This window comes from Pedococcus badiiscoriae (assembly GCF_013408925.1).
Lineage (GTDB): Bacteria > Actinomycetota > Actinomycetes > Actinomycetales > Dermatophilaceae > Pedococcus > Pedococcus badiiscoriae.
Window position 1 is genome coordinate 2,831,533 of the sequence record NZ_JACCAB010000001.1, and the last position, 25,384, is coordinate 2,856,916.

The 25,384-nt window shown below is 71.0% G+C and carries 26 protein-coding genes, 1 tRNA gene and 1 other RNA gene; 20 read left to right on the forward strand and 8 right to left on the reverse strand.

The genetic code is table 11. The annotated features are described in order from the left end of the window. Positions 1 to 28: 28 nt before the first annotated feature. The 11 genes from BJ986_RS13370 (at position 29) to BJ986_RS13420 (ending at position 9,708) form a co-directional block, all read left to right on the forward strand. Entirely contained in the window at positions 29 to 550 is a 522-nt protein-coding gene (locus BJ986_RS13370) for a PH domain-containing protein (protein WP_337795285.1), read from the forward strand. Then, positions 547 to 1,992: a PH domain-containing protein gene (locus BJ986_RS13375; RefSeq protein WP_179422439.1), complete on the forward strand. Its 1,446-nt coding sequence runs from the start codon at positions 547 to 549 to the stop codon at positions 1,990 to 1,992. Before BJ986_RS13370 ends, BJ986_RS13375 begins: the two co-directional genes overlap by 4 nt. Before the next feature lie 181 nt (positions 1,993 to 2,173). Continuing rightward, on the forward strand, positions 2,174 to 2,599 hold the full coding sequence (locus tag BJ986_RS13380; protein ID WP_337795286.1) for a DUF3052 domain-containing protein: 426 nt from the start codon (positions 2,174 to 2,176) through the stop codon (positions 2,597 to 2,599). Positions 2,600 to 2,621: 22 nt separating this feature from the next. Further along, complete coding sequence (locus BJ986_RS13385) at positions 2,622 to 3,092, forward strand: peroxiredoxin (protein ID WP_179422441.1); 471 nt, start codon at positions 2,622 to 2,624, stop codon at positions 3,090 to 3,092. Between the two features lie 155 nt (positions 3,093 to 3,247). Further along, positions 3,248 to 5,065 carry an ATP-binding protein gene (locus BJ986_RS13390; protein WP_179422442.1) on the forward strand — a complete coding sequence of 606 codons (1,818 nt, stop codon included), beginning with the start codon at positions 3,248 to 3,250 and terminating at the stop codon, positions 5,063 to 5,065. A 52-nt stretch (positions 5,066 to 5,117) separates the two neighbouring features. Next, a tRNA-Val gene (locus BJ986_RS13395) sits at positions 5,118 to 5,190 on the forward strand. A gap of 1 nt (position 5,191) precedes the next feature. Beyond that, positions 5,192 to 6,052: a Nif3-like dinuclear metal center hexameric protein gene (locus tag BJ986_RS13400; RefSeq protein WP_179422443.1), complete on the forward strand. Its 861-nt coding sequence runs from the start codon at positions 5,192 to 5,194 to the stop codon at positions 6,050 to 6,052. A gap of 44 nt (positions 6,053 to 6,096) precedes the next feature. Next, positions 6,097 to 6,789 carry a zinc ribbon domain-containing protein gene (locus tag BJ986_RS13405; RefSeq protein ID WP_420372059.1) on the forward strand — a complete coding sequence of 231 codons (693 nt, stop codon included), beginning with the start codon at positions 6,097 to 6,099 and terminating at the stop codon, positions 6,787 to 6,789. 21 nt (positions 6,790 to 6,810) lie between these two features. Next, the gene (locus BJ986_RS13410) at positions 6,811 to 8,001 is read left to right on the forward strand and encodes a bifunctional RNase H/acid phosphatase (RefSeq protein ID WP_179422444.1); all 1,191 of its coding nucleotides are present in this window, start codon (positions 6,811 to 6,813) and stop codon (positions 7,999 to 8,001) included. An 88-nt stretch (positions 8,002 to 8,089) separates the two neighbouring features. After that, positions 8,090 to 8,512 carry a rhodanese-like domain-containing protein gene (locus BJ986_RS13415; RefSeq protein ID WP_179422445.1) on the forward strand — a complete coding sequence of 141 codons (423 nt, stop codon included), beginning with the start codon at positions 8,090 to 8,092 and terminating at the stop codon, positions 8,510 to 8,512. A gap of 5 nt (positions 8,513 to 8,517) precedes the next feature. Beyond that, positions 8,518 to 9,708: an O-succinylhomoserine sulfhydrylase gene (locus tag BJ986_RS13420; RefSeq protein ID WP_179422447.1), complete on the forward strand. Its 1,191-nt coding sequence runs from the start codon at positions 8,518 to 8,520 to the stop codon at positions 9,706 to 9,708. 45 nt (positions 9,709 to 9,753) lie between these two features. Here the strand turns inward: BJ986_RS13420 and BJ986_RS13425 are convergent, their stop codons facing one another. From BJ986_RS13425 to BJ986_RS13435, 3 genes are read right to left on the reverse strand one after another with little or no spacing between them, the layout of a single operon-like run. Then, on the reverse strand, positions 9,754 to 10,584 hold the full coding sequence (locus BJ986_RS13425; RefSeq protein ID WP_179422449.1) for a CHAD domain-containing protein: 831 nt from the start codon (positions 10,582 to 10,584) through the stop codon (positions 9,754 to 9,756). A gap of 55 nt (positions 10,585 to 10,639) precedes the next feature. Then, entirely contained in the window at positions 10,640 to 11,767 is a 1,128-nt protein-coding gene (locus BJ986_RS13430) for an SLC13 family permease (protein ID WP_179422451.1), read from the reverse strand. Between the two features lie 16 nt (positions 11,768 to 11,783). Further along, on the reverse strand, positions 11,784 to 12,533 hold the full coding sequence (locus BJ986_RS13435) for a peroxide stress protein YaaA (RefSeq protein ID WP_179422453.1): 750 nt from the start codon (positions 12,531 to 12,533) through the stop codon (positions 11,784 to 11,786). A gap of 130 nt (positions 12,534 to 12,663) precedes the next feature. On the opposite strand from BJ986_RS13435, the gene BJ986_RS13440 reads away from it, so the two are divergent. The 7 genes from BJ986_RS13440 (at position 12,664) to BJ986_RS13470 (ending at position 18,133) form a co-directional block, all read left to right on the forward strand. Continuing rightward, positions 12,664 to 14,112 carry an RNB domain-containing ribonuclease gene (locus BJ986_RS13440; protein WP_179422455.1) on the forward strand — a complete coding sequence of 483 codons (1,449 nt, stop codon included), beginning with the start codon at positions 12,664 to 12,666 and terminating at the stop codon, positions 14,110 to 14,112. Between the two features lie 33 nt (positions 14,113 to 14,145). Continuing rightward, an RNA gene (gene rnpB / locus BJ986_RS13445) (RNase P RNA component class A) lies at positions 14,146 to 14,543 on the forward strand. 63 nt (positions 14,544 to 14,606) lie between these two features. After that, positions 14,607 to 14,786 (forward strand): hypothetical protein, encoded by a 180-nt coding sequence (locus BJ986_RS13450; protein WP_179422457.1) that lies wholly within the window; start codon positions 14,607 to 14,609, stop codon positions 14,784 to 14,786. A 76-nt stretch (positions 14,787 to 14,862) separates the two neighbouring features. Next, positions 14,863 to 15,552, forward strand: coding sequence for an MBL fold metallo-hydrolase (locus BJ986_RS13455; protein WP_179422459.1), 690 nt, complete (start codon positions 14,863 to 14,865; stop codon positions 15,550 to 15,552). Positions 15,553 to 15,576: 24 nt separating this feature from the next. After that, complete coding sequence (locus BJ986_RS13460; protein WP_179420117.1) at positions 15,577 to 15,855, forward strand: hypothetical protein; 279 nt, start codon at positions 15,577 to 15,579, stop codon at positions 15,853 to 15,855. Next, positions 15,804 to 16,586, forward strand: coding sequence for an ABC transporter ATP-binding protein (locus BJ986_RS13465; RefSeq protein WP_179422461.1), 783 nt, complete (start codon positions 15,804 to 15,806; stop codon positions 16,584 to 16,586). Before BJ986_RS13460 ends, BJ986_RS13465 begins: the two co-directional genes overlap by 52 nt. Next, entirely contained in the window at positions 16,562 to 18,133 is a 1,572-nt protein-coding gene (locus BJ986_RS13470) for a hypothetical protein (RefSeq protein ID WP_179422463.1), read from the forward strand. Before BJ986_RS13465 ends, BJ986_RS13470 begins: the two co-directional genes overlap by 25 nt. Positions 18,134 to 18,150: 17 nt before the next feature. On the opposite strand, the gene ppgK is transcribed toward BJ986_RS13470, so the two are convergent. Then, positions 18,151 to 18,924, reverse strand: coding sequence for a polyphosphate--glucose phosphotransferase (gene ppgK / locus BJ986_RS13475; protein ID WP_179422465.1), 774 nt, complete (start codon positions 18,922 to 18,924; stop codon positions 18,151 to 18,153). Positions 18,925 to 18,967: 43 nt separating this feature from the next. After that, complete coding sequence (gene map, locus BJ986_RS13480; RefSeq protein ID WP_179422467.1) at positions 18,968 to 19,831, reverse strand: type I methionyl aminopeptidase; 864 nt, start codon at positions 19,829 to 19,831, stop codon at positions 18,968 to 18,970. A 50-nt stretch (positions 19,832 to 19,881) separates the two neighbouring features. On the opposite strand from map, the gene BJ986_RS13485 reads away from it, so the two are divergent. Continuing rightward, positions 19,882 to 20,070, forward strand: coding sequence for a methionine aminopeptidase (locus tag BJ986_RS13485; RefSeq protein ID WP_179422469.1), 189 nt, complete (start codon positions 19,882 to 19,884; stop codon positions 20,068 to 20,070). A gap of 39 nt (positions 20,071 to 20,109) precedes the next feature. On the opposite strand, the gene BJ986_RS13490 is transcribed toward BJ986_RS13485, so the two are convergent. The 3 genes from BJ986_RS13490 to panB are packed head-to-tail and all read right to left on the reverse strand — an operon-like array spanning position 20,110 to position 22,705. Next, complete coding sequence (locus tag BJ986_RS13490) at positions 20,110 to 20,727, reverse strand: class I SAM-dependent DNA methyltransferase (RefSeq protein WP_179423882.1); 618 nt, start codon at positions 20,725 to 20,727, stop codon at positions 20,110 to 20,112. 48 nt (positions 20,728 to 20,775) lie between these two features. After that, positions 20,776 to 21,789 (reverse strand): glucose-6-phosphate dehydrogenase (coenzyme-F420), encoded by a 1,014-nt coding sequence (gene fgd, locus BJ986_RS13495; RefSeq protein ID WP_179422471.1) that lies wholly within the window; start codon positions 21,787 to 21,789, stop codon positions 20,776 to 20,778. 22 nt (positions 21,790 to 21,811) lie between these two features. Next, positions 21,812 to 22,705 carry a 3-methyl-2-oxobutanoate hydroxymethyltransferase gene (gene panB / locus BJ986_RS13500; RefSeq protein WP_179422473.1) on the reverse strand — a complete coding sequence of 298 codons (894 nt, stop codon included), beginning with the start codon at positions 22,703 to 22,705 and terminating at the stop codon, positions 21,812 to 21,814. A 284-nt stretch (positions 22,706 to 22,989) separates the two neighbouring features. Here panB and BJ986_RS13505 point away from each other — a divergent pair, with 284 nt between their 5' ends. Then, on the forward strand, positions 22,990 to 25,254 hold the full coding sequence (locus BJ986_RS13505) for an immune inhibitor A domain-containing protein (RefSeq protein WP_337795292.1): 2,265 nt from the start codon (positions 22,990 to 22,992) through the stop codon (positions 25,252 to 25,254). Positions 25,255 to 25,384 lie beyond the last annotated feature (130 nt).

Genomic DNA, 25,384 nt, shown 5'->3' on the forward strand with positions numbered 1-25,384 from the left:
CGGATCGCTCGGCGGATAGGTTGGGGACGTGAGCGACGCCCCCCTTCATCCGGTCCCTGCTCCCGACGAGGTCCGCCTCTTCGGCGACACCGGTATGGCGTGGCGTCGCGTCTCCCCGAGGCTCGCGACAGCGCGACTCCTCGTCCTGTCGTTGCTGCTGGTGCCGCCACTGCTGGGGCTGCTCGCGCTCGCGGTGTTCGTGTGGGCCTGGTTCTGGGTGGGGGTCGTGCTCGTCGCGGTGGCCCTCGCCGCCGGGACGTGGGTGATCCGCAGGCAGGTCCCGGCGATCACCTGGGCGGAGGGGGCCGAGGAGCTGGTGGTCCGTCGCGGACGGATGTTCAGGACCCTGGTGAGCGTGCCGTACGGCCGGCTGCAGTTCGTCGACGTGCAGTCCGGTCCGCTGGAGCGACGCTTCGACATGGCCACCGTCGAGCTGCACACGGCCTCGCCGCAGAGCCGTGGCGTGATCCCCGGACTGCCGACGGCCGAGGCCGAGGCGCTGCGCGAGCGACTGGCCGCCCGCGGCGAGTCCCAGCGGGCTGGCCTGTGAGTGCTGTCGAGCCGACGCCGGGCCCTGTGACGGGCTCGGTGACGGACTCGGCTGCCGAGCCCGAGTGGCGGCACCTGCACCCCCTCTCGCCGCTGCTGCGGGGTGGCATCGCGTTCGTCGCCGTCCTGGCCTATGTCGTCTCGCAGCAGGCGGACTCGATCTTCGGCGCTCGTGCCGACGACCCGACCCAGGGACACTGGGGGCTGGCGGCCCTCGGCGTGGTCGTCGTCCTGCTGGGGATCATCGCCGGGGCGTGGGTGTCCTGGCGCTTCTCCCGGTTCCGGGTCGCTGACACCCTCATCGAGCTCCGGACCGGAGTGCTGTTCCGCCAGCACCGACAGGTCCGGTTCGACCGGATCCAGGCCGTCGACCTCGGACGACCACTGCTGGCGCGCCTCACGGGGCTCTCGGAGGTGGTGGTCCAGTCCGCCGGTGGCAAGGACTCGCACCTCAAGCTGTCCTTCCTGACCGACGCCCAGGCACAGCAGGTGCGCGAGCAGCTGATGGCGCTCGCGGGACGCAGTGACGAGGTCGCCGGGGGAGCGCTGGCTGGGGCTGCGGAGGATGTCTCGGGCCACGCCGACCGGCCCGGGACCGCGCCCGTCGGTCAGCGCGTCCTGGCCATCCCCAACGCACGCATCCTGCAGTCCGTGCTCTACACCGGTCCCGGGCTGGTCATCCTGCTCGCCGTCCCCGCCCTGCTCGTGTCCGTGGCGCTGGGCGTGCCACAGATGGTCGCCTGGCTCGGCCCGATGACCTTGGCCGTGGGCAGCTCGCACCTCAAGCGGCTCGTCCAGGAGTGCAACTTCGAGCTGCTCCACCAGGGCGACCGGCTGCGGATCCGGCACGGCCTCACCGACCTGCGCACGACGACCGTGCCCGTGCACCGCATCCAGGCCGTCGAGGTGAGCCAGTCGCTGCCGTGGCGGCTGACCGGCTGGTGGCGGATCTCGGTCAACGTCGCCGGGGCGGCCAGCGGTGACGAAGACACCCAGACCGTGCTGATGCCCGTCGGCAACCGCGAGGAAGCGCTCGCGGTACTCGCCCTGGTGAACGCGGGCATACCTCGGGGTGCGGCCGTCGCCGCACTGGAAGGGACCGGGCCGGCCGAGGGCTTCACCACCACCAGCCGGCGTGCCAGGGCGCTCGACCCCCTCAGCTGGCGACGACAGGGGTATGCCGTCCTGTCCGGCGGCCTGCTCGCGCGCCGCGGTGCGTGGTACCGCGCAGCGCAGTTCGTGCCCCACGCGCGCATCCAGTCGCTCAAGGTCGAGCAGGGCCCGGTCCAACGCCGGCTCGGCGTCGCGACGGTCCGGGTGCTCTCGACGGTCGGCCCCGTCTCCCCGGTGGTCGCGCACCTCGACGAGTCCGAGGCCCTGCGTCTGCTCGCCGACCAGGTGGTCCGCTCGAGCCGTGCCCGCCAGCGGGCCCAGGTGTCCTGACACCCAGGCCTCGGGGCCGCTCCCGCGGGGAGGGCTGGATGGGTGCTGGTCGGCCAGACGCCCGATTCCCACCCTGTCCACGCGGTGGGAAAGTCTGCGTATTCCACGGACTCAGTTGAAAATCCGGGCACAACCCGATGGACTAACCCGCAACTAACCGCCTCGAGAGATGGAGAAGGGTGTGACCACGCCAGCGCAGTCTGCGCTGCAAGCATCGGTGGGCCGACTGGGCCTCACCGCAGGACAGGTGATCCAGGAGTTCGGCTACGACTCCGACGTCGACGACGACTTCCGCTTCGCCGTCGAGGACCACACCGGCACCGAGCTCGAGGACGAGGAGTACCAGGACGTCGCCGACGCCGCCTTCATCTGGTGGCGGCAGGACGACGGAGACCTCGTCGACGCCGTCGTCGACGCCCTCACGAACCTCGGTGAAGGCGGTTCCGTCATCGTCCTCACGCTGAAGTCGGGTCGCCCGGGACACGTCGAGGCGAGCGACATCGAGGAGGCCGCGACGACCGCTGGTCTGCACACCTCGGGCACGGTCAACGCCTGCGACGACTGGACTGCCACCCGGTTGGTCGCCCCCAAGACAGGCCGGCGTTGACGTCGCTGGCAGACTGCCGAGCATGACGTCACCCTTGGCCGTCGGGGCCGTGGCACCGGAGTTCGCCCTCAGGGACCAGAACGGGCAGGAGTTCTCCCTGGCCCAGTTCCGTGGCGCCAAGAACGTCGTCCTGGTGTTCTACCCGTTCGCCTTCTCCGGCATCTGCACCGGCGAGCTGTGCGAGATCCGTGACGACCTCGGCGGCTTCGTCGCTGACGACGTGCAGGTGCTCGCCGTGTCGTGCGACCACATGTTCAGCCAGCGTGCCTGGGCGGACAAGGAGGGCTACTTCTTTCCCCTCCTGTCGGACTTCTGGCCGCACGGCGGCGTCGCGAAGAGCTACGGCGTGTTCAACGAGCAGGCCGGCGCGGCGATCCGCGGCACGTTCCTCCTCGACGTCGACGGCGTGGTCCGGTGGTCACTGGTCAACGAGATCGGCCAGCCGCGGGACTTCACCGGCTACCACGAGGCATTGGCCGAGCTGCGTCGCTGACGGGCGCCAGCGCCCCATCGGAACCGCGGGTCCCTCGTCCCAACGGATGGACTCGCCGGGCAAACGTGGAGAAACGGGCGAATTCGTGGTCCCCTGGGGGTTAACCTGCCGCGATACTGGGGAGCAACGACAAATGATTCAGGGGTGAGCGGTCGGTGGTCTTGACCTCGACGGGGATGCAGGCGTTGCGCGGCCTGTCGGAGCTGATGAACCGTGCCAGCGGTCAGGAGAACCTGCAGGACGTGCTCGACCTGATCGTCGAGGGCGCGGCAGACGTCGTGGGTTTCCGGGTGGCCGCGGTCAGCCTCGTGCAGCCCGACGGTGACCTGGAGGTCGTCGCGGTGGGGGGCGACCCCGGGGCACGTCGAGAGCTGATGGGGCGCCGCACCCCTCGCGCCATGGTCGAGGCCGAGTTCGCCATCGCGGAGCAGTGGGGCACGCTGCGGTTCGTCCCGGCGGACCGGCTTCCGTCGACGTCCCAGGCCGGCTGGGTGGCGGAGGGCTGGGAAGCCTCCGCGTCCGGCGACCCGGACTCCTGGGACAGCCTCGACACCCTGCACGCGCCCTTCTACGACGTCGCCGGCATCTGGCTGGGCATGATCTCCGTCGACCTCCCGCTCAGTGGCAAGCGCCCGGACGAGGTCCAGCAGGGACTGCTCGAGGTCTTCGCCAACCAGGCGGGCATCGCGATCAACGGCGCGCGGCAGCGAGTGGCCCTGGCGGAGCAGGCCCGTCTCGCCGCCGCCGTGCACACAGTCGCCCGCATCTCGCAGGAGATCCTGGACCCCGCCCGTGCCGTGGAAGTCGTCGTCGAGCCTGTGCTGGAGGGCTTGCGGGGTTCCGCCATCTGGGTGCGCACGTTCGGTCATGAGACCGACCCTTCCGACGGCAGCGTCGTCGCCCACTCCGGCCGCGGCGCGGCGGATGCCCCGGCCGAGGTCGTGAACCTGGTGCGCCGCGTGGCCCAACAGTGCTGGCGGGGCAGGACCGCGGCCCTGGTGCGTGAGGGATCCACCCACCCAGCGGGCCTGCTGACCGACGACGAGGTCGGCACGATGCTCGCGTTCACCGCTCCCTTCGGGGGCGGGGCCTGGATGCTCGCACCCATCGGGGCGGCCAACGAGTGCCTGGGACACCTCGTCATCACCCGCTCGGCGCAGGAACCCACCTGGAGTGACGCGGAGGCGGCCTCCGCGCTGGAGATGGGCCGCGACATCGGGCGCGCCATCGTCAACGCGCGGCTCCTGGAGCTCGAGCGCCGCCTCGTCGACCAGTTCCGCGAGTCCGACCGGGCCAAGACCTCGCTGTTCGCCACCGTGGCGCACGAGCTGAAGAACCCCCTCAGCTCCATCGTCGGCCACCTGGAGCTGTTGCGCGACGACCCCACGTCGGACCCCGACTGGTCGCTGTCGGTCATGGATCGCAACACGCACCGGCTGCAGGACCTGGTCAACGACCTGCTCACCCTGGCGAAGGTCAGTGACCCGGACCGGCCGCTGGTCAGCTCCCGCGTCGACCTCGCCGACCTTGCCCAGGACGCCATCGACATGTTCCGGCCCGGCGCCGAGCAGCGCGGCATCTCCCTGAGCAGCGACCTCGTCGAGGGCGCCCAGGTGGTGGCAGGCAACGCCGACGAGCTGGCGCAGGTGGTCGACAACCTGGTGAGCAATGCCGTGAAGTTCAGCCCCGACCACGGCGTGGTGCGGCTGACCACGCGCCGGGAGGCCGACACGGTTGTCCTGCGGTGCTCCGACGAAGGGATGGGGATCTCCGAGCAGGACCAGCAGCTGCTGTTCACCGAGTTCTTCCGCAGCACCAACCCCGCCGCGCTCCAAGTGCCCGGTACTGGACTGGGACTGAGCATCGTCGCCCGGATCATCGTGCGCCACGGCGGCGCGATCAGGGTGGAGTCCGAGCTGGGCAGTGGCACGACCTTCGAGGTCACCCTCCCGGTGCCCACGGACGCGACCTGACAGAATGTCGCACGCAGTCCGAACGCGGCGCCAGCGCCGACCGTGACGACGCGGGCCTGTAGCTCAGTTGGTAGAGCGCCACGTTTACACCGTGGATGTCGTCGGTTCGAGCCCGGCCGGGCCCACATGCACCCCACCCTGGCTGACGTCGTCCTTGTGCTGGAGGACCTCTACCCGCCGTCGACGGCCCAGTCCTGGGACCAGGTCGGGCTGGTGGCCGGGGACCTCGCCCAGCCGGTGCGACGCATCCACTTCGCCGTCGACCCCACCCTGGCGGTCATCGAGGAGGCGCGCGCCCTCGGCGCGGACCTCGTGGTGACGCACCACCCCCTGCTGCTGCGCGGCATACACAGCGTGGCCACAACCGGAGCCAAGGGCGCCACGGTCACGGCGCTGCTCGTCCACGACATCGCGCTCTACGTCGCGCACACCAACGCCGACGTCGCGTCGCCCGGGGTCAACGACGCCCTCGCCCTGGCGTGCGGGCTCGTCGACGTCGAGCCGCTCGCCGTCGTCGAGGGTCAGCCGCTGGGTCGGGTCGGGCGCCTGACTGAACCACGGTCGCTGGCCGACTTCACCACGTCCCTGTATGCCGCCCTGCCGCCCTCCGCGGGTGGTCTGCGGGTGGCCGGCCCGGCAGACGCGCGGGTCGAGCGCGTCGCCGTGATGGGCGGCGCCGGGGACGACCTGTTCGACCACGTCCGGGCGAGCGGCGCCGACGTGTACGTCACCGCCGACCTGCGGCACCACCCGGTCCTCGAGGCCCGTGAGGAGTCACGGGGAGGTCCGCCGTACCTCGTCGACGCAGGTCACTGGGCCACCGAGTCGCTCTGGCTCGAGGGCGCCGCGGACCGGGTCCGGACCGCGATTGCGGGTGGCGGCGACGGGGCCCCTAAGGTGGAGACCCACATCTCGACACTGCGCACCGACCCCTGGGACTTCGTCGTCGGTGCCGAACCGCCCGCTGGTCCTGGAGGTACGTCCTGAAAGCCGACCCGTCCCGTCAGTGGCGACTGCTCGACCTGCAGGCGATCGACACCCGTCTGGACCAGCTCGAGCACGCCCGCAAGACCCTGCCCGAGCACGCCGTGCTGGCCGACCTCCAGACCAAGGCGGCCGGTCTCGACTCCCTGCTGGTGCGAGCCCGGACCGAGCTCGGCGACATCCAGCGTGAGGTCGCCAAGGCAGAGGCCGACGTGCAGCTCGTCCGCGACCGGGCGGCGCGCGACCAGGCCCGGCTGGACTCCGGCGCGGGGTCGGCCAAGGACCTGCAGGCGATCCAGCACGAGCTCGCCTCCCTGGTCCGACGCCAGTCCGAGCTCGAGGACGTCGAGATCGAGGTGATGGAGCGGGCCGAGGACGCCGAGTCCGCCGTCGCCCAGCTCGAGGTCGAGCACACGACGCTGGCCGCTCAGCTCACCGCGGCGACGGAGGCGAGGGACGCGGCGCTGGCCGACCTCGAGCTCGAGGCCACCAAGGTCGCTGCGCCTCGCGCCGACATCGTCGCCGGCGTGGGGGAGGACCTCGTCGCGCTGTACGAGAAGATCCGCGTGCAGAGCGGGGGTCTCGCTGCGGCAGCCCTGCGGCAGCGTCGCTGCGGTGGGTGCCAGCTCGAGCTCAACAACGTCGACATGAACCGCATCAAGGCGGCTCCTGCAGACGAGCTGCTGCGCTGCGAGGAGTGCCGCCGCATCCTCGTGCGTACCGCCGAGTCCGGCCTCTGAGCCGTGCCGCCGAGTGGCCAGATGACTGGACGCGCGCTCGTCGTCGAGGCTGACGGTGGTTCTCGCGGCAACCCCGGGGTCGCCGGGTACGGCGCCCTGGTGCGTGACGCCGTCACGGGGCGGGTGCTCTGGGAGGGCGCCGAGCCGCTGGGCAAGGAGTCCAACAACGTCGCGGAGTACTCCGGTCTCATCGCCGGCCTGAGGGCGGTCCTACGGATCGACGCCGGCGCGGATGTCGAGGCGCGGATGGACTCCAAGCTCGTCGTCGAGCAGATGGCGGGGCGCTGGAAGATCAAGCACCCGGACATGCGCACGCTCGCCCTCGAGGCCCGCGACCTGGCGGCCAGGATCAGCGCGGCGGGTGGGTCGGTGACGTTCACGTGGATCCCGCGCGAGCAGAACAAGGACGCCGACGCCCTGTCGAACGCCGGCATGGACGGACGGACGATCGACCGCATGCTGGGCGGCAGCGCGACCGGGGACGCGATCGGCGGCAGCGCGAGCGGGGACGCGACCGATCCGACCAACGGCGAGGTGGTCGACGAGGTGGTCGACGAGCTCATCGACCCCCAGCCCAGCCCGCCGGCCGCCGGCCCGTGGGAGGGGACGCCGACCCGGATCGTGCTGGTGCGCCACGGGATCACCGACTTCACTGTCGCGTCGCGCCTCGACGGTCGCGGTGGCGCCGACCCGTCGCTCAACACCGCCGGTCAGGCCCAGGCTGCCGCCGCCGGGCGCGCCACCGCGCACCTCCTCGGCGGCTCGTCCGCCCGCGTCGTCACCTCCTCACTGGCCCGGGCGCGCGAGACCGGCGCCGCGGTGGCCGAGGCGATCGGGGCCGCTCCTGTCGTCGACGCCGACTGGGACGAGCAGGACTTCGGCGACTGGGACGGCGCGGCCATCCCCGACCTGGTCCGCGACCACCCGGCCGAGCTGACCGCGATGCGCGAGGACCCGGCATACCGTCGTCCGGGCGGGGAGTCGCACGAGGAGCTGGCGGCACGGGTCGTCGCCGCGTTCGAGCGGGTGGTGGCCGCCGGCGGCACGTCGGTCGTGGTCTGCCACCGCAAGCCGATCATGTGCGTGCTCGCCCATGTCCTGGGGATCCCGCACGACAAGGTGTGGCGCCTCGCTGCGGCCCCTGGCTCGCTGACGGCGCTCGAGGTCTGGCCGGACGGCAACGTCTCGGTCGCGTTCACCAACCGCACCTGACGTCGCGAGGGGTGCTCTGGGTGGGAGCGTCCAGTCCACGACGTGGGCCCCTCGTCTCGCCATGTGGCGGGAGTTCTACGCTGGCGCCATGAGTGCTGAGTCATACGCCGGAGACGTCGGCCCCCAGGAGGCGTATGCCGCGCTGGCGGCCGAGGAGGACGCCGTCCTGGTCGACGTGCGGACCGCCGCGGAGTGGAGCTATGTCGGCCTCCCGGACCTGTCGCCGATCGGCAAGCGCGTGGTCTGTGTCGAGTGGCAGCGCTTTCCCGACGGTGCGGTCAACGGTGACTTCGTCGAGCAGCTCCAGGACGCCGGGCTCCCCGACGGGGCGCCGATCTACTTCATCTGCCGTTCCGGCGTGCGGTCGGTCGCCGCGGCACAGGCCGCGTCGAGGGCTGGCCTCGGTCCGGCCTACAACGTGCTGGAAGGCTTCGAAGGTCCCCACGACGAGCACGGCCACCGGGCCGTGGCCGGGTGGAAGAACGCCGGTCTTCCGTGGCGGCAGGGGTGAGCGACGTGACGCCGGAACCCAGGTCCCAGCACAGGTTTCGCCCCGACACCATCGCGGTGCGCGGCGGCCTGAACCGCAGCAACTTCGACGAGACGGCCGAGGCGCTCTACCTCACGTCCGGGTTCGTCTACGAGAGCGCCGAGCAGGCCGAGGCGGCCTTCAAGGACGAGGTCGACCACTTCATCTACTCGCGCTACGGCAACCCCACCGTGACCATGTTCGAGCAGCGGCTGCGCGAGCTCGAGGGGGCGGAGGCCTGTTTTGCCACGGCATCCGGGATGTCCGCGGTGTTCGTGGCCCTCGCCGCCCTGCTGGGCCAGGGCGACCGGGTCGTGTCGTCGCGCGGCCTGTTCGGCTCGTGCTTCGTCATCCTCGACGAGATCCTGCCGCGGTGGGGCGTCGAGACCGTCTTCGTCGACGGCCCCGACCTCGACCAGTGGCGTGAGGCGCTGTCGGAGCCGACCCAGGCCGTCTTCTTCGAGACCCCCAGCAACCCGATGCAGGAGCTCGTCGACATGCGCGCCGTGTCCGACCTCGCCCACGCCGCAGGGGCGCAGGTCGTGGTCGACAACGTCTTCGGGACCCCGGTGTTCTCCAAGCCGCTGGAGCACGGCGCCGACGTGGTCGTGTACTCGGCCACCAAGCACATCGACGGCCAGGGCCGCACCCTCGGGGGCGCCGTGCTGGGCACCGCCGAGTTCATCGACGGACCCGTGAAGAACCTGATGCGCCACACCGGCCCGTCGATGTCGCCGTTCAACGCCTGGGTGCTCGTCAAGGGCCTGGAGACGCTGTCCCTGCGGGTCGAGAAGCAGGCCGCCAACGCCCTGGCGGTGGCGGAGGCGCTGGAGGGGCACCCCTCGGTGACCAAGGTGCTCTACCCCTGGCTGCCCTCCTTCCCCCAGCACGACCTCGCGCGTCGCCAGATGCTCGGGGGCGGGACCGTGGTGACCTTCGAGCTCGACGGAGGCAAGGCCGAGGCGTTCGCCCTGCTGAACGCGCTGCGGGTCGTCGACATCAGCAACAACCTCGGTGACGCGAAGTCCATGGTCACGCACCCGGCCACCACGACCCACCGCCGGCTCACCCCGGAGGCGCGCGCCGCCGTCGGGATCACCGACGGCACCGTGCGCATCTCGGTCGGGCTCGAGCACGTCCAGGACGTCATCGAGGACCTCGTCCGCGGGCTCGGCTGACCCTCGCCCGGACGACCGCGAGCTGGCCGCACCGGGGTCAGCGGGTCAGTGACGCCGGAAGTGGGGTTCGAGCTGTGGCCAGGTGGCCTCGAACCTCGTGAGCGCCCGCTCCCTGGCGGTTGCCTCCACGTCGAACAGCAGCAGGTAGCTCGCGATCCGCGCCGGGTCCCGCTCGTGGGCGGCCAGTGCGCGGAGCAGGCCGATGCTGACCACCGCGTCGTGGTGCTCACCCAGCGCCTCCTGCACCGCCCCGGCCTGGGCCGCACCCGCCACGACCCGCTTGCCGCAGGACGTACCGAGGGCGTCGCAGGCGTACCGCAGCCTGCGCAGCGACTTGCGCAGCTCGTGCAGGGCCTCGTCGCGCAGCTGGTCGTCGGCGGCGGCCAGGTAGGCCGCGTGGCGCGCACGGGTGCGCTTCCACACGCGTCGGACGGCGCGGCGCAGCTCGCGTCGCGGGGGCCGCGCGGTCGCCGAGGCGCCCGCCGCGAGCAGGGCCGGTGAGAGTGCCTCGAACCGAGGTGAGCCCAGGGCGGTGCGCAGGTTGGTCGTCGCCTGCTCGAGCGCCTCGGTCAGGGCCTGCTCGACCCGGGCGGGCGCCTCGTGGCTCGCGGTCAGCCTGGACTCCAGCACCTCGGCGTCCCGGAAGGTGCCCAGCTGCCCGCCGAGCCAGGACAGCTCACCGACCACGGCCTCTGCGTCGGGGAGGTCCAGCACACCGCCGAACGAGGTGAGGCAGGCAGACGCGCGCCGGGCCGTGGTGCGCATCTGGTGGGCGGCATCCGGGGCTCCCGCCAGCACGGTCGGTGCGAGCTCCTCCAGCCGAGTCGCCAGGTCGCGCAGGTAGCGGCCGACGTCGCGACCTGCCCGCGGGTTCATGGCCCCGTTCTACCGGACGGGGAGTGAGCGGGCGCCCAGCTCGACCGGGGCGGCCTCACGAGGCCACCGCGAGCGCCGCGAGCGCGAGTCCCGCGGCCGCGACGGCGCAGAGCAGTCCCTGCACCGCGAGCGCCCCGATCGAGATGTGGATGCCGCGTGCCCGGCAGCGCTGCGCCCACAGCAGGGTGGCGAGGGAGGCCCAGGGGGTGACGAGGGGCGCGACGTTCACGCCGATCAGGAGCGCCATCAGACGGGAAGGCGCATCCGAGGTCACCGACTCGAGGGCGATGTAGGCGGGCAGGTTGTTGACCGTGTTGGCGGCCAGGGCCCCCACCCCCGCCACCCGGACGAGGTCCACGGACGTCGTGCCCTGGCCGGCGAGAGACGCCAGGGCGGGTTGGAGCCCGACCTGGAGGGCCGCGTCGATGACGACGAACAGCGCCGCGACGGCAAGGGCCATCCGCCACGGCACCTTCAGGTCGCGCACCAGGTCGCGGTCGCGGGCCCACGCGGCGGCGACCAGCACCCCGGCCGCGATCGACGACACCCAGGCCGGGGACAGTCCCACCGCGAAGAGGGGACCGACGGCGAGGCAGACCGCACCCGCCACCCGCAGCAGGACCTGGTCGTGCGGGTCGGGCGGCGCGTCCGGCAGGTACCGTCCGCCCAGCTCCCGACGGTGCAGCACGGCGAGGACCACCACGGTGCCGACCACTGCGCCCACGGCGGGGAGGGCGGCGAGCCGTACGTAGCCGGCGTGCCCGACCCCCAGCAGGGCGAAGTGGTTGAGGGCCAACAGGTTGGTGAGGTTCGAGACGGGCAGCAGCAGGCTGGCGGTGTTGGCGATCCACAGGGTGGTGAGGGCGAACGGGACCGGTGAGATGTTGAGCTGGGCCGCGATGGCCAGGCCGACCGGGGTCAACAGCACGGCCGTCGTGTCGAGGCTGAGCACGACCGTGCAGGCCACCGCGACGAGCACGAACAGCAGCCACAGCAGGGGAGTGCGGTGCCGCCCGGCGCGAGTGGCCCAGTGGCCAGCGACGTCGAAAACCCCTGCTGCGTCAGCGATCTCGGCGACCACGGTGATCGCGACGAAGAAGACGAGCACGGGCAGCACCCGCACGAGGACGTCGCCGAGCTGGGAGACGTTCACTGCGGAGACGTTCACTGCGCAGACGTTCACAGCGCAGCGGGGGTGGTCACGAGCGCACGGTGGTGTCGATGATCCACGGTCGACCGGGCCGGGTCGGCTCGTGCACCGTCACGGAGAACGCGTCCCGGAGCACGTCGGCGAGCTGGGGCACCCGCCGGACGTCCCTGCCGACCCGGCACAGCTCGCGAGCCACGAGCCCGCGGGTGTGCTTGGCCAGGTGGGTGGCTCCCGGCACGCGGACCTGCACCCAGCGCTGCGCCAGGTCGCCCTGCGGAGTCCAGGCTGCGGCATACGTGCTGGAGCGGCAGTCGACCACGAGCCCACGCCCCGCTGCCTGGGCGAGCACGGGTCCCAGCTCCGGCTTCCATGCGCTGGCGAGGGGGCCCAGGCCGGGCAGGTTCACGGCCATGGAGAGGCGGTAGGGGGCGATCGCGTCGGTCGGCCGCACCGCGCCGTAGAGCGCCGAGACGACGACGAGCCAGCGGTTGGCCCGCCGTTTCGCTGCGCTGTCGAGGGTGGCGAAGTCGAGTGCGTCGTAGAGCACGCCGGAGTAGACCCGCGAGGCCGCCATGGCGGGCGCGGTGTGCAGGACCAGGTTGCGCGCGATCTCGGCCGTGAGGTTGGGGCTCACCCCGAGCGTGACCGCGGCGTCCGGGTGGGCGCTGACCTTCGCCACGGCCTCCGCGACTGCCTGCCTGGTCGCGGCGAGCTCCGGGAACGAGAGGTGCTCCGCGACGACCGGCCGCCCGCGGGTCCGTCCCGTCTTCGACTCGGACGGCGGCAGCAGGATCAGCACGGGCCCAGCCTAGGTGGCCAGGTGCCTGCTCGCGTGAAGGTGGTCGCGTGAAGGTGGTCGCGTGAAGGTGGTCGCGTGGAGGCGGTCGCGTGAAGGTCGTCGGCGGGGTTCGTCTGGATAGGTTGACCCCATGCCCACGCGCCGCATCCACGTCCAGGAACCCCGAGCCGACAAGGCCATCGCGCAGTCCGCGGAGCTGGCCGCCCGGTTCGAGGCGATCCGCCGCGAGCTCGGGGTGCCGGAGGCTTTCCCGGCCGAGGTGGAAGCCGAGGCCGCGGCGGCCGCCGCCTCACCTGCGCTGCCGGACCGGGACGAGACCGGGGTCGCCTTCCTCACCATCGACCCGCCGGGTTCGATGGACCTCGACCAGGCCATGCACCTCGAGCGGGACGGCGACGGCTACCACGTGCGGTATGCCATCGCCGACGTGCCCGCGTTCGTCAGCCCGGGTGGGGCGCTCGATGCCGAGACGCGCAAGCGGGGTCAGACGGTGTACGCCCCCGACAAGCGAACTCCCTTGCACCCCACCGTGGTGAGCGAAGGGGCAGCCAGCCTGCTGGCCGGGCAGACGCGACCGGCGTTCGTGTGGGACCTGCGGCTCGACGGCAACGGCGAGTGCACCGCGTCCGAGGTCTACCGGGCCCTGGTGAAGAGCACGGACCGGCTGGACTACGAGGGCGTGCAGCAGGCCATCGACGACGGTTCGGCGGACGACCGGCTGCTGCTGCTCAAGGAGGTCGGGCGCAAGCGCCTCGAGCTCGAGCGCCGCCGCGGGGGAGCGAGCCTGCCGATGCCCGAGCAGGAGGTCAAGGAGGACGCCGACGGGCATTACCGGCTCGACTTTCGCCCGCCGCTGGAGGTCGAGGACTGGAACGCCCAGATCTCGCTGATGACCGGCATGGTGGCCGCCGAGATGATGCTCAAGGCCAAGGTCGGCATCCTGCGCACCATGCCGGCACCCGACCAGCAGGCCGAGGACCGGTTCCGCCATGCGAGCCGTGCCCTGGGCATCGACTGGCCGCAGGGGTTGACCTACGGCGAGTTCCTGCGCACGCTCGACCGCACCAACCCCAAGCACCTGGCCCTCATCCACGAGGCGACCACGCTGTTCCGCGGCGCCGGCTACACGCCGTTCGACGGCGGCCTGCCGCAGCAGTCGGAGCATGCTGCGGTGGCTGCTCCCTACGCCCACGTCACCGCTCCGCTGCGCCGGCTGGTGGACCGGTTCGGGCTGGCCGTCTGCGAGGCGCTGAGCACTGGCGACGAGGTGCCCGCCTGGGCCCGGGAGGCGCTCCCGTCGCTGCCCGAGATCATGACCGCTTCCGACAAGGTCGCCAACGGGGTCGAGCGGGCCTGCGCCGACGCCGTCGAGGCTGCCGCCCTGGAGGACAGGGTCGGCCAGGTGTTCGACGCGATGGTGGTCGACAAGCGCGACAAGGGTGGGGCCGTCGTGCAGGTCCAGGACCCGGCCGTGCTCGCCAACGCCGAGGGCCAGAGCGAGCTCGGGACGTCGGTGAAGGTCCGGCTCACCGAGGCCACCGTCGCCACCGGCACCGTCCGCTTCGAGATCGTGTCCTAGCCGCGGCATACCTGCCCTATCCTTGGCGACGGATGAGTCGGTCAGGCGGTCGCGTCGGTGAGCAATCACCGCCGAGGAACGTCCGGGCTCCACAGGGCAAGGTGGTGGCTAACGGCCACCCGGGGTGACCCGCGGGACAGTGCCACAGAGAACAGACCGCCACGGTGGACCACTCGGCCTCGGCCGGGCAGGCACCGCGGTAAGGGTGAAACGGTGGTGTAAGAGACCACCAGCGGTGTGGGTGACCACATCGGCTAGGTAAACCCCACCTGGAGCAAGCTCAGACAGTGCGCGTTCGAGGGCTGCCCGCCCGAGCGCACGGGTAGAGCGCTGGAGGCAGTCGGCAACGGCTGTCCTAGATGGATGACCGTCTCCCGCTGGCCGGTAACGACCAGCGGTGACAGAACCCGGCGTATCGACCGACTCATCCACCCACCCGTCCGGAGCGGTCTTCCGGGGGCGCGACCCGAGGGGAGTCAGTAGCCTCGCCTGTCATGGACAGTCCCGTCACGGTGCGCAACTTCCTCGCCGACATCGAGACCGCGAGGCAGGCGCTGGCCGAAGCCCTCCGGGAGGCCGATCCGGAGCGACAGCGCAACCTGGCGCTCGTGGCCCAGGCCGCCGGGCAGATCGCCCACGCCGAGGCCGTCTGGTTGCGCGGCACGATCAGCTAGGCCCTCCGAAGACCTCCTCGCGCAGGTGCGCGCCGTCCCGGTGCGGGCCTGACGTCTGCCTCCTACGGTGGGAGGCATGCGAATCACCCACCTCGGCCACGCCAGCCTGCTCGTCGAGATCGCCGACGCGCGCATCCTGATCGATCCTGGGGGCTGGTCGCCGGGTGCCCACGCCCAGCGCGGCCTCGACGCCGTGCTGGTGACCCACCAGCACCCTGACCACCTCGACCAGGAGCGCTTTCCCGAGCTCCTTCGGGCCAACCCCGCCGCCGCGGTCTACACCGATCCCGACACCGCGACCCTGTTGCGGGACAAGGGGTTCGAGGCCCATGCCCTGGGGCCGGGCGACGCCGTCAGGGTCGGGACGGCGACCGTGACGGGAGTGGGCGAGCTGCACGCCCTGATCCACGACGACCTACCGCGCATCCACAACACCGGCATGCGGATCAGCGCGGACGCAGAACCCACCTTCTTCCACCCGGGCGACGCGCTGGACGCCGAGCCGGAGGGGATCGACGTCCTCGCCTTCCCCCTCAACGCGCCGTGGCAGCGCAGCCGGGAGATGACGGGGTTCCTCCGGCGCCTGGCCGCGCCCCACGCCATCCCGGTCCACGACGCCCTGCTGAGCGACGCCGGCCGCACTCTCTACCTGAACCAGGCGACCTCCCTCGGGTCGAAGGACACCCGGATCCACGACCTCTCCGGCGGCGTGCCCGAGACGTTCGAGGCCGCCCGTCCGGACACTGGACCGAAATTGGACAGTTAGGTAAGGCTCACCTACTCTCCTGGCGTGCCCAAGAACCCGAAGGCCGCCAAGGGGACCAAGCTCGCCAAGGCGAAGAAGAAGTGCTGCAAGGACAGGCCGCGCTGCGCGCAGTGTCCTGTGGTGCTCATGCGCCTGGCGAAGATGGGCTACGCCGAACAGGACCCCGACAAGCCGCGCCGCTACACCGTCGACACGAGCGTGCCCAAGAAGGCCTGGCTCATCGCGAGGCAGCTGACGCTAGCGTCGGCTCCATGCCGGATCCCGACGCCACACCCCAGATCGCGCTGCGCCTGCGTGGCCTGACCAAGCGCTTCGGTCCGACGACCGCGGTCGACCGCCTCGGCCTCGACGTGCCGCGCGGCTCCTTCTACGGGCTCGTCGGTCCCAACGGTGCGGGCAAGACCACGACCCTGTCGATGGCCACCGGGCTGCTGCGGCCCGATGCCGGCAGCGCGCAGGTGCTCGGCACCGACGTGTGGAGCGACCCCGTCGGTGCCAAGTCGCAGATCGGCATCCTCCCGGACGGGCTGCGGCTGTTCGACCGTCTCACCGGCCAGCAGCTGGTGACGTATGCCGGCCTGCTGCGGGGGATGGACCGGGACCTCGTCGTCGAGCGCACGGGCGAGCTGCTCGCCGCGCTGGGCCTGACCGACGCCGCCAGCAAGCTCGTCATCGACTACTCCGCGGGCATGACCAAGAAGATCACCCTCGCGTGCGCGCTGGTCCACGCGCCACGGCTGCTCGTGCTGGACGAGCCGTTCGAGGCCGTGGACCCGGTGTCGGCCCGCACCATCCGTCGCATCCTCGAGGACTTCGCGGCCAACGGTGGCACCGTGGTGCTCTCGAGCCACGTCATGGACCTCGTCGAGCGGATCTGCACCGACGTGGCGATCATCGCGGCGGGGACGGTCCGGTCCGCCGGGACCCTCGACGACGTCCGCGCGGGCATGAGCCTCGAGGACCGTTTCCTCGACCTCGTCGGGGGAACGACGGACGTGGAGGGCCTGGCATGGTTGCGCACCTCCTCCGACTGAAGCTGCACCTGCTGCGCAACGGCCTGCGCCGCAGCGTCGCGGCCATCGTGGGGATGGTGTTCGGTGTGCTCTACGGGGGCGGCTTCGTCGTCCTCGTGCTGGCGGGGATGATCGCGCTCCGCGCCCAGGGCGATCTCGGGCTGGCCCGGACGGGCGTCGTCCTGGCGGGGGCGGGGCTCGTCGCGGGATGGGCACTCCTGCCGATCCTGCTGTTCGGTGTCGACCCGACGCTCGACCCCACCCGGTTCGCCACCTTCGCCGTGAGGGAACGCACGCTGGCCCTCGGGCTGGTGCTGAGCGCCCTGGTCGGCCTGCCCGGCGTCGCCACGATCCTCCTGGTGCTGGGCACCGTCGTGGCGGGGTCGCGCTCAGTGGCGACCACCCTGCTGGCCCTCGTCGGAGGGGTCCTCGGGCTGCTGACCTGTGTCCTGCTCAGCCGGATCGTCACCGCGGCGGCGTCGGCGGTGCTCGGCACGCGTCGTGGCCGGGACGTCGCAGGCGTGGGTGGGCTGGCCCTGCTCGTCTGTGTCGGCCCGATCGTCGGTGGGCTCAGCGGCGGCGGTCTCGACCGGGCCACCGTGGACCGGGTCGCCGAGGTGCTGGCGTGGACGCCTCTCGGCTGGGCGTGGGCGGCCGCTGGTGACGTCTCCCTGGGTCACTGGGGTGCAGGACTGGCGCGGCTGCTCCTCGCGGCCGTCCTGTGCGTCGTCCTGCTGGTGGTCTGGGAACGGCTGCTCGTGTCGGTCCTGCGCAACCCGCGGTCGACCTCCGGAGACGGCGGCACGGTGCGCAGTGGCCTCGGGCTGTTCGGCCGGCTGCCCGGCACGCCGATGGGTGCCATCGCCGCGCGAGCCGGCACCTACTGGGTGCGCGACCCCCGCTTCAACATGCCGGCGGTGATGACGGTCCTGCTGCCTGCGGGTCTGCTCATCCCGGGCATCGGATCGGGGTCCGACCTGGCGCTGGTCGCCATGCCGCTCGCCTCGGCATACCTGATCGGGTGGGGACAGCACAACGACGTCGGGTACGACTCGACGGCGTTCTGGATGCACGTCGCCTCGGGCGTCGACGGGGTCAGCGACCGGCTGGGGCGGCTGTTCCCCTCGGGGTTGATGGCCGTCGTCTGCGTCCCCACGTATGCCGTGCTGGGACCGGCGCTCGGTGCACCCTGGTGGCTGCTGCCAGCCACCCTCGGCGTGGGCTGTGCGGTGGCGCTCAACGGCTTCGCGGTGGCGTGCGTGACCAGCGCGGTGAAGCAGTACGCCGTCCCCGCACCGGGGGAGAACCCCTTCACGAGCCGTCCGGGGGCGGCCGGGGTCACCCTGGGCGTCCAAGCGGTGTGCGGGGCAGCCGTCTTCGCGCTGTCCACCCCCGCACTCGGGCTGGGCGTCCTGGCCTACCTCGGCATGCGGTGGGCGGCGTGGACGGCGCTGGCGGTCGGCCCGGCCTTGGGGGTGCTGGCGCTGGTCATCGGCACCCGGCTGGGTGCCGACCTGTTCCGACGCCGCCAGGCGATCCTGCTGCAGGACCTCGTCTCCATGCGCTGACGGCAGGCGGTCCGGCGCTACTTGTGCGCCGCGAGGTGGGCCGCGCCGATGATGCCGGCCTTGTTCTCCAGCTGGGCGGCCACGATCGGGGTCTTCAGCGTGAGCAGGGGGAGGAACTGGGCGGCATCCTTCGAGACGCCGCCCCCGACCACGATGAGGTCCGGCCACAGGAGCGCCTCGAGGTGGCTGTAGTAGCGCTGCAGCCGCTTCGCCCACTCCGGATAGCTGAGCCCCTCCTTCTCCTTGATCGAGGAGGCCGCGCGCGTCTCGGCGTCGTGGCCGTCGATCTCGAGGTGCCCCAGCTCGGCGTTGGGGATCAGCACGCCGTCGTAGATGAGCGCGGACCCGATCCCGGTGCCCAGGGTGGTCATCACCACGAGGCCCTTCTGGCCCTTGGCCGCGCCGTAGTGCATCTCCGCGACGCCTGCCGCGTCCGCGTCGTTGACGAGCACGATGTCGTGGCCGAGGATCTTCTCCAGCATCGGCTCGGCGTCGAAGTCGAGCCACGCCTTGTCGATGTTGGCGGCCGAACGCACCATGCCGTGAGTCACGACGCCGGGGATGGTCACGCCGATGGGGGAGTCTCCGCGGACGTCGTCGAAGTGGTCGACGATCTGGTCGATGACCTTGGCCACCGCCTCGGGCGTGGACGGCACCGGGGTGTCGATCCGCATCCGCTTGGCCGCGAAGGCCCCCTTGGACAGGTCGACGGGCGCGCCCTTGATGCCGCTGCCTCCCACGTCGATCCCCAACGGGAGCCCGTGCTTGGTATGCGTGCCTTCCTTGGCCATCGTCCGCCTCCTTGCGGTTGCCCCGGCCCTGAGGGTTCCGACCTCAGGCCAGGGTCAGGATCTCGTTGCCGGTCTCGGTGATGAGGATGGTGTGCTCGAACTGCGCAGACCGGCGCCGGTCTGCGCTGACGACGGTCCACCCGTCGTCCCACATCTCCCACTCGTGCGTCCCCAGGTTGAGCATCGGCTCGATCGTGAACGTCATGCCGGGCTCGATGAGGGTGTTGTACGAGGGAGCCGCGTCGTAGTGCGGGATGACCAGCCCGCTGTGGAACGTCCGCCCGATGCCGTGACCGGTGAAGTCGCGGACGACGCCGTAGCCGAACCGGCGCGCGTAGCTCTGGATCACCCGGCCGATCACGTTGATCTCGCGACCCGGGATAGCTGCCTTGATGCCCCGCATCATGGCCTCGTGGGTGCGCTCCACGAGCAGGCGTGACTCCTCGTCGACGTCACCGCACAGGTACGTCGCGTCGGTGTCGCCGTGGACACCCCCGATGTAGGCCGTGATGTCGATGTTGACGATGTCACCGTCCTCGAGGGGGCGGTCGTCGGGGATGCCGTGGCAGATCACCTCGTTCACCGAGGTGCACAGGGACTTGGGGAAGCCCTTGTAGCCCAGCGTCGAGGGGTAGGCGCCGTGGTCCATGAGGAACTCGTGGCCGACCCGGTCGATCTCGTCCGTGGTGACGCCCGGCGCGATGACCGCCGCGGCCGCGGCCATGGCCTGCGCGGCGATGCGCCCGGCGACCCGCATCTTCTCGATCGTCTCGGCGTCTTTGACCTCCGAGGCGTTGTCGCGGGCCGGAGCCGGGCGGTCGACGTACTCCGGCCGCTCGATCGACGCGGGCACCGGGCGACGCGGCGACACCACGCCGGGGGCCACGCTTGCGTAGGTCAACGGCATACGGTGGAGTCTAGGGACGTATGCAGATCCGTCGAGTTGGAGGGCACCCCATGGCTTACTGGTACAACGTCAGCAGCGGTCAGGTCGAGAGCGACGACAACAAGAGCCAGGGCGAGGACCTCATGGGTCCCTACGACACCCAGGCGGAGGCTGCGAACGCGCTCCAGACCGCGCATGAGCGCACGGAGAAGTGGGACGCCGAGGACAAGGCGTGGGAGGAAGGCCGGTCCGAGGACTGAGCTGAGGCGCTTGGGCGGCTCAGCCGCCGTTCGGGCAGCTCAGCCGCCGGAACGGTGGACCGAGACCGCGTAGCCCGACTCCGGTCGCCACGTGTCGCGGCCCCAGGTGCTGAACCGTCGCGTCAGGGTCAGACCGGCGACCTCGCAGGCCCGGTCGTAGTCCTCCAGGGGTGTCACCGGGCACCCTTGGGGCAGGTGCGAGGGGTCGAGCCCGAAGCCGGCGACCACGAGGCCGCCGGGTTGCAGGTGTGCGGACACCCGCGCCATGGCGTCGAGCAGGGTCCCGGGTGCCAGCAGCGGGATCACGTTGCCCGCCAGCACGGCGAGCTCGAACGCCTGCGAGCGCAGCTGTAGTCGGCTCAGGTCCTGACGCACCCAGGTCGTGGCCGGGTCGCGCTGCTCGGCCACCTCGATCATCGCCGCGTCCGCGTCGACGCCGACGCAGTGGTAGCCCAGGGCGGTCAGCTGGGTCGCGACCCGACCGGTGCCGCAGCCGGCATCCAGCACGCGGGCGGGGGGAGTCAGCAGCGAGGCGACGAAGGCGGCTTCGCCGTGGATGTCCATGCCCTTGGCGGCCAGGTCGTCGAACCGCTGCTGGTAGGCGGTGGCCGCGCCCGGACCGCCGGACACCTCGGACCACCGGGTGCGGGGCTCCATCTCGGTCACCCCTCCAGCCTAGATTCGGTTCGGGCGCAGGGGAACCCGTCAGCCGAGCTCGCGCAGCCCCGGCAGGACGCGGTCGGCGAACGTGCTCAGGAACCGGGCCTGGTCGTCACCGGGACCGTGGAAGACGAGGTGGTTGAAACCCCAGTCGACGTACGGTCTCACCGCGGCGACGACCTCCTCCGGGTCGTCCGACACGATCCACCGCGAGGCGACCTGCTCGTCCGGGAGGGCGTCACCGAGCCGCTCCATCTCCAGCGGGTCGCTGGTGCCGTGCTTCTGCTCGGCGGTCAGGGACAGCGGCGCCCAGAACCGGCAGTTGGTCACGGCCTGCTCACGGTCAGGATCCCAGGACAGCTTGATCTCGATCATCCTGTCGATGTCCTCGCGGGTGCGGCCCGACTTGTCGAGCCCCTCGTCCACGGCCGGCAGGAGCTTGTCGCGGTAGAGCTCCTCGCCCTTGCCGGAGGTGCAGATGAACCCGTCACCGGCCCGCCCGGCATACCGCGCCACGAGGGGGCCGCCGGCGGCGACGTAGACCGGCACCGGCTGGTCGGGCCGGTCGTAGACGGTCGCATCGACGACGCGGTAGTAGTCGCCCTCGAAGGTCACCCGATCCTCGGTCCACAGCCTGCGCATCAGGCTGACGGCCTCCCGCAGCCGGCCGAACCGCTCCTTGAACTCGGGCCACTCGTCGCCACCGACGGAGCCGACGACGACCTCGTTGAGGGCCTCCCCGGTGCCGACCCCCAGCACCACCCGGCCCGGGTACAGGGACCCGAGAGTGCCGAAGGCCTGCGCCACGACGGCGGGGTTGTAGCGGAAGGTCGGGGTCATGACGGACGTCCCGAGCTGCACCCGCTCGGTCCGCTCGCCCAGCGCCGCCAGCCACGCGAGCGAGAAGGGGGCGTGACCCCCGTGGTGACGCCACGGCTGGAAGTGGTCGGAGATCAGCACGGTGTCCAGGCCGACCTGCTCGGCCAGCACGCCGAACTCCAGCAGGTCCCGGGGGGCGAACTGCTCGGCGGAGGCCTTGTATCCGATCCTCAGGGTCATGCCCTCACCCTAGGGCGGCCGGCTACTCGAGGAATGAGTTCTCGGGCGACGGGAAGGTGCCCGACGCGACATCGGCGGCGTAGGCGGACGCAGCGGCGCTGAGGGCTGCGCGCAGATCGGCGTACTTCTTCACGAAGCGAGGGGCCTTGCCACCGCGCAGGCCGGCCATGTCCTGCCACACGAGCACCTGCGCGTCGCAGTCCGGGCCCGCGCCGATGCCAATGGTCGGGATCCGCAGGACCTCGGTGACCCGGGCGGCCAGGGGAGCGGGCACCATCTCCATCACCACGGCGAAGCAGCCGGCCTTCTCCAGGGCGACCGCGTCCTCCACGAGCCGGTCGGCGCTGTCGCCACGGCCCTGCACCCGGTAGCCGCCGAGCACGTGCTCGCTCTGCGGCGTGAACCCGATGTGTCCCATCACCGGGATGCCGGCCCGGACGAGGAGCTCGACCTCGGGCACCATCGGCTTGCCACCCTCGAGCTTGACGGCGTGCGCCATGCCCTCCTTCATGAACCGGGTGGCCGTGGCGAGGGCCTGCTGCGGGCTGGCCTGGTACGAGCCGAAGGGAAGGTCTGCCACCACCATGGCGTGCTTGGCGGCCGAGGTGACGGCGCGCACCAGCGGGACGAGGTGGTCCACCGTGACGGGGACGGTCGTCTCGAACCCGTAGACGTTGTTGCCGGCGGAGTCGCCGACGAGGAGCACCGGGATGCCTGCCTCGTCGAAGATCTCGGCGGCATACATGTCGTAGGCCGTGAGCATGGCCCACTTCTCGCCCTTCTCCTTCATCGCCTGCAGGTGCGGCACGCGGACCCGGCGCTGGGGCGCGGCCTGCGCGCCGGTGCCGTAGGGGGCGCTGACCTCGGGGGCGGTCCTGGAAGCTGAGGTGGAAGCTGAGGTGGGCTGGTCGCTCATGTCCGGCATCCTAGGAGGCTGGCCGTGGGCGTGGGGACGCGGCAGGATTTCTCGCCAACTGCGCCGGTTGCCTGCATTTGGTGTGCGCCCGGGCCGCGTCGACTCAAAGTTCTTTACCGGGTTTCTTTACCGAGTTCTTACTCGGCTGCCATTGGTCCAGCTCGCCGCACGTGTTTTGGTCGCTCGTATGTGTCCGAAGGGGGACGCATACGTGTCCGAAGGGGGACACGAAAATTCCACATGGAGGAAATGTGAATATTCGTCCGATCAGTGCTGTGTCGGGGGTGGCTACCGCGGCCATCGTCGCCGCAAGCCTGGCCGTTCCCGCACAGGCCACCCCTGTGTCGAACGGCACCGAACCCACGGGCGCCAACCAGGCGCACGACCTGCCCAACCCCCTGGGCGACGCCCAACGGGCGTTGCGCAAGGAGGCCGTCGACCAGCTGGTCAAGGGCCGAGCCACCACCGAGGTGCGCGGCGGTCAGCGCGTCATCAAGCTCAAGGGCAACGCGAAGGCGCCTGCGGGCAGCAAGGCGGCGAAGGACCGTTTCGTGTCCTACCCCGTCGAGCGCGAGGAGGACATCTTCACGATCCTCACCGACTTCGGCGCCAAGACCGATCCGAGGTTCGACGCGACCCCCGGGCCGGTCCACAACCAGATCCCGAAACCGGACCGGGTCTGGGACGGCAATGCCACGGACGACAACTCGACGTACTGGACGTCCGACTTCAACCGGGCCCACTACCAGGACCTGATGTTCGGGCCGGGTGAGTCATTCAAGGACTTCTACACCAAGCAGTCCAACGGCCGGTTCCTCGCCAAGGGCGACGTCTCCGACTGGGTGCAGGTGCCCTACAACGAGGCCCGCTACGGCGCGAGGAACAACGCCGACGGGTACTGGAACTACATCAAGGACACCGCCACCGCCTGGTACGACGCCCAGAAGGCCGCGGGCAAGACCGACGCCGACGTGGCTTCCTACCTGGCGCAGTTCGACAAGGTCGACCGGTACGACTACGACGGCGACGGCAACTTCAACGAGCCCGACGGCTACATCGACCACTTCCAGGCGATCCACGCCGGCGAGGGGGAAGAGGCCGGGGGCGGCGCGCAGGGCACCAACGCCATCTGGTCGCACCGCTGGTACGCCTACTCGACCGACCAGGGCAGAACCGGTCCCAGCTTCAACAAGCTCGGCGGTGTGCCGCTGGGCAGCTCCGGACTGTGGATCGGCGACTACACGACCGAGCCCGAGAACGGTGGACTCGGGGTCTTCACCCACGAGTTCGGCCATGACCTCGGCCTGCCGGATCTCTATGACACCAACGGTGGCGACAACGGCACCGGCTTCTGGACGCTCATGTCGGGTGGCTCGTGGCTCAACCACGGCACCGACTCGATCGGCAGCACGCCGGGGTACATGGGCCCGTGGGAGAAGCTCCAGCTCGGCTGGCTCGACTACAAGGTCGTGCCCTACGGCAAGGACATGACCGTCAAGCTCGGCCCGGCGGACCAGCCTGCGAAGACCTCGGCCTACCAGGCGCTCATCGCGACGCTGCCGGACAAGACGGTCACCACCGACTACAACACCCCGCACTCGGGCAGCTACGAGTGGTGGGGCGGCTCGGGGGACAACCTCAACACGACGCTGACGCGCGCCGTGGACCTCACCGGCAAGAGCGCGGCGTCGCTGAGCGCGTGGCTCAAGGCCGACATCGAGGAGGGCTACGACTACCTGTTCCTCGAGACCTCCACGAACGGGACGAACTGGACCCAGGTCGGTGCTCCTGTCACGGGGCAGGGCATCGGCTGGACCCAGAAGACGTGGGACCTCGCCTCCCTCGCGGGCAAGGCTGGTCAGGTGCGTTTCCGGTATGCCACCGATGGTGGTCTGCACTACGACGGCCCGTTCCTCGACGACCTGGCCATCACCGCTGATGGTGCGCCGGTGTTCACCGACGACGTCGAGAGCGGCACCAACGGCTGGACCGCGTCCGGGTTCACCCGGATGACCGGCTCCACCTCGGTCCAGGCCAGCCACTACTACCTCGCCGAGAACCGGACGTACACCGGCTACGACGCGACGTTGCGCACGGGTCCGTACAACTTCGGCTACGCGAACTCCAAGCCCGACTGGGTGGAGCGCTTCCCGTACCAGAACGGCATGCTCGTCTGGTACATCGACAACGAGTACTCCGACAACAACACCATCGACCACCCCGGTGGCGGTCAGGTGCTGCCAGTCGATGCTCGGCCCGCCCCGGTGAAGTTCTACGACGGCACCAGGCTCGGCAACCGGCGCCAGCCGTGGGATGCCACCTTCGGGCTCGAGGCCACCGACGCGGTGCCCTTCCACAAGAACGGCATCGCGACGGACGTCCCGTCGCGGCCCGGCATCCCGGTCTTCGACGACCGCGACCCGCTGCGCTACTGGTCGGCCGACAACAAGCTGTCGTCGGTGCAGGTCGCGGGGTCGGGCACGGTCATGAAGGTCAACAAGTCCGAGAACGGCGGCACCCTGCTGCAGGTCCAGGTCAGCCACAAGTGAGTCACCGGCACCTGACCTGAGCTGAAGCGCGTGCGTGTGGAGCGGGGTCCCGGGGAGTCTCTCCCGGGGCCCCGCTTCGTGTGCCTGCTTCGTGTGCCTGCTTCATGTACGGAACGGGAACCCGTTGTTT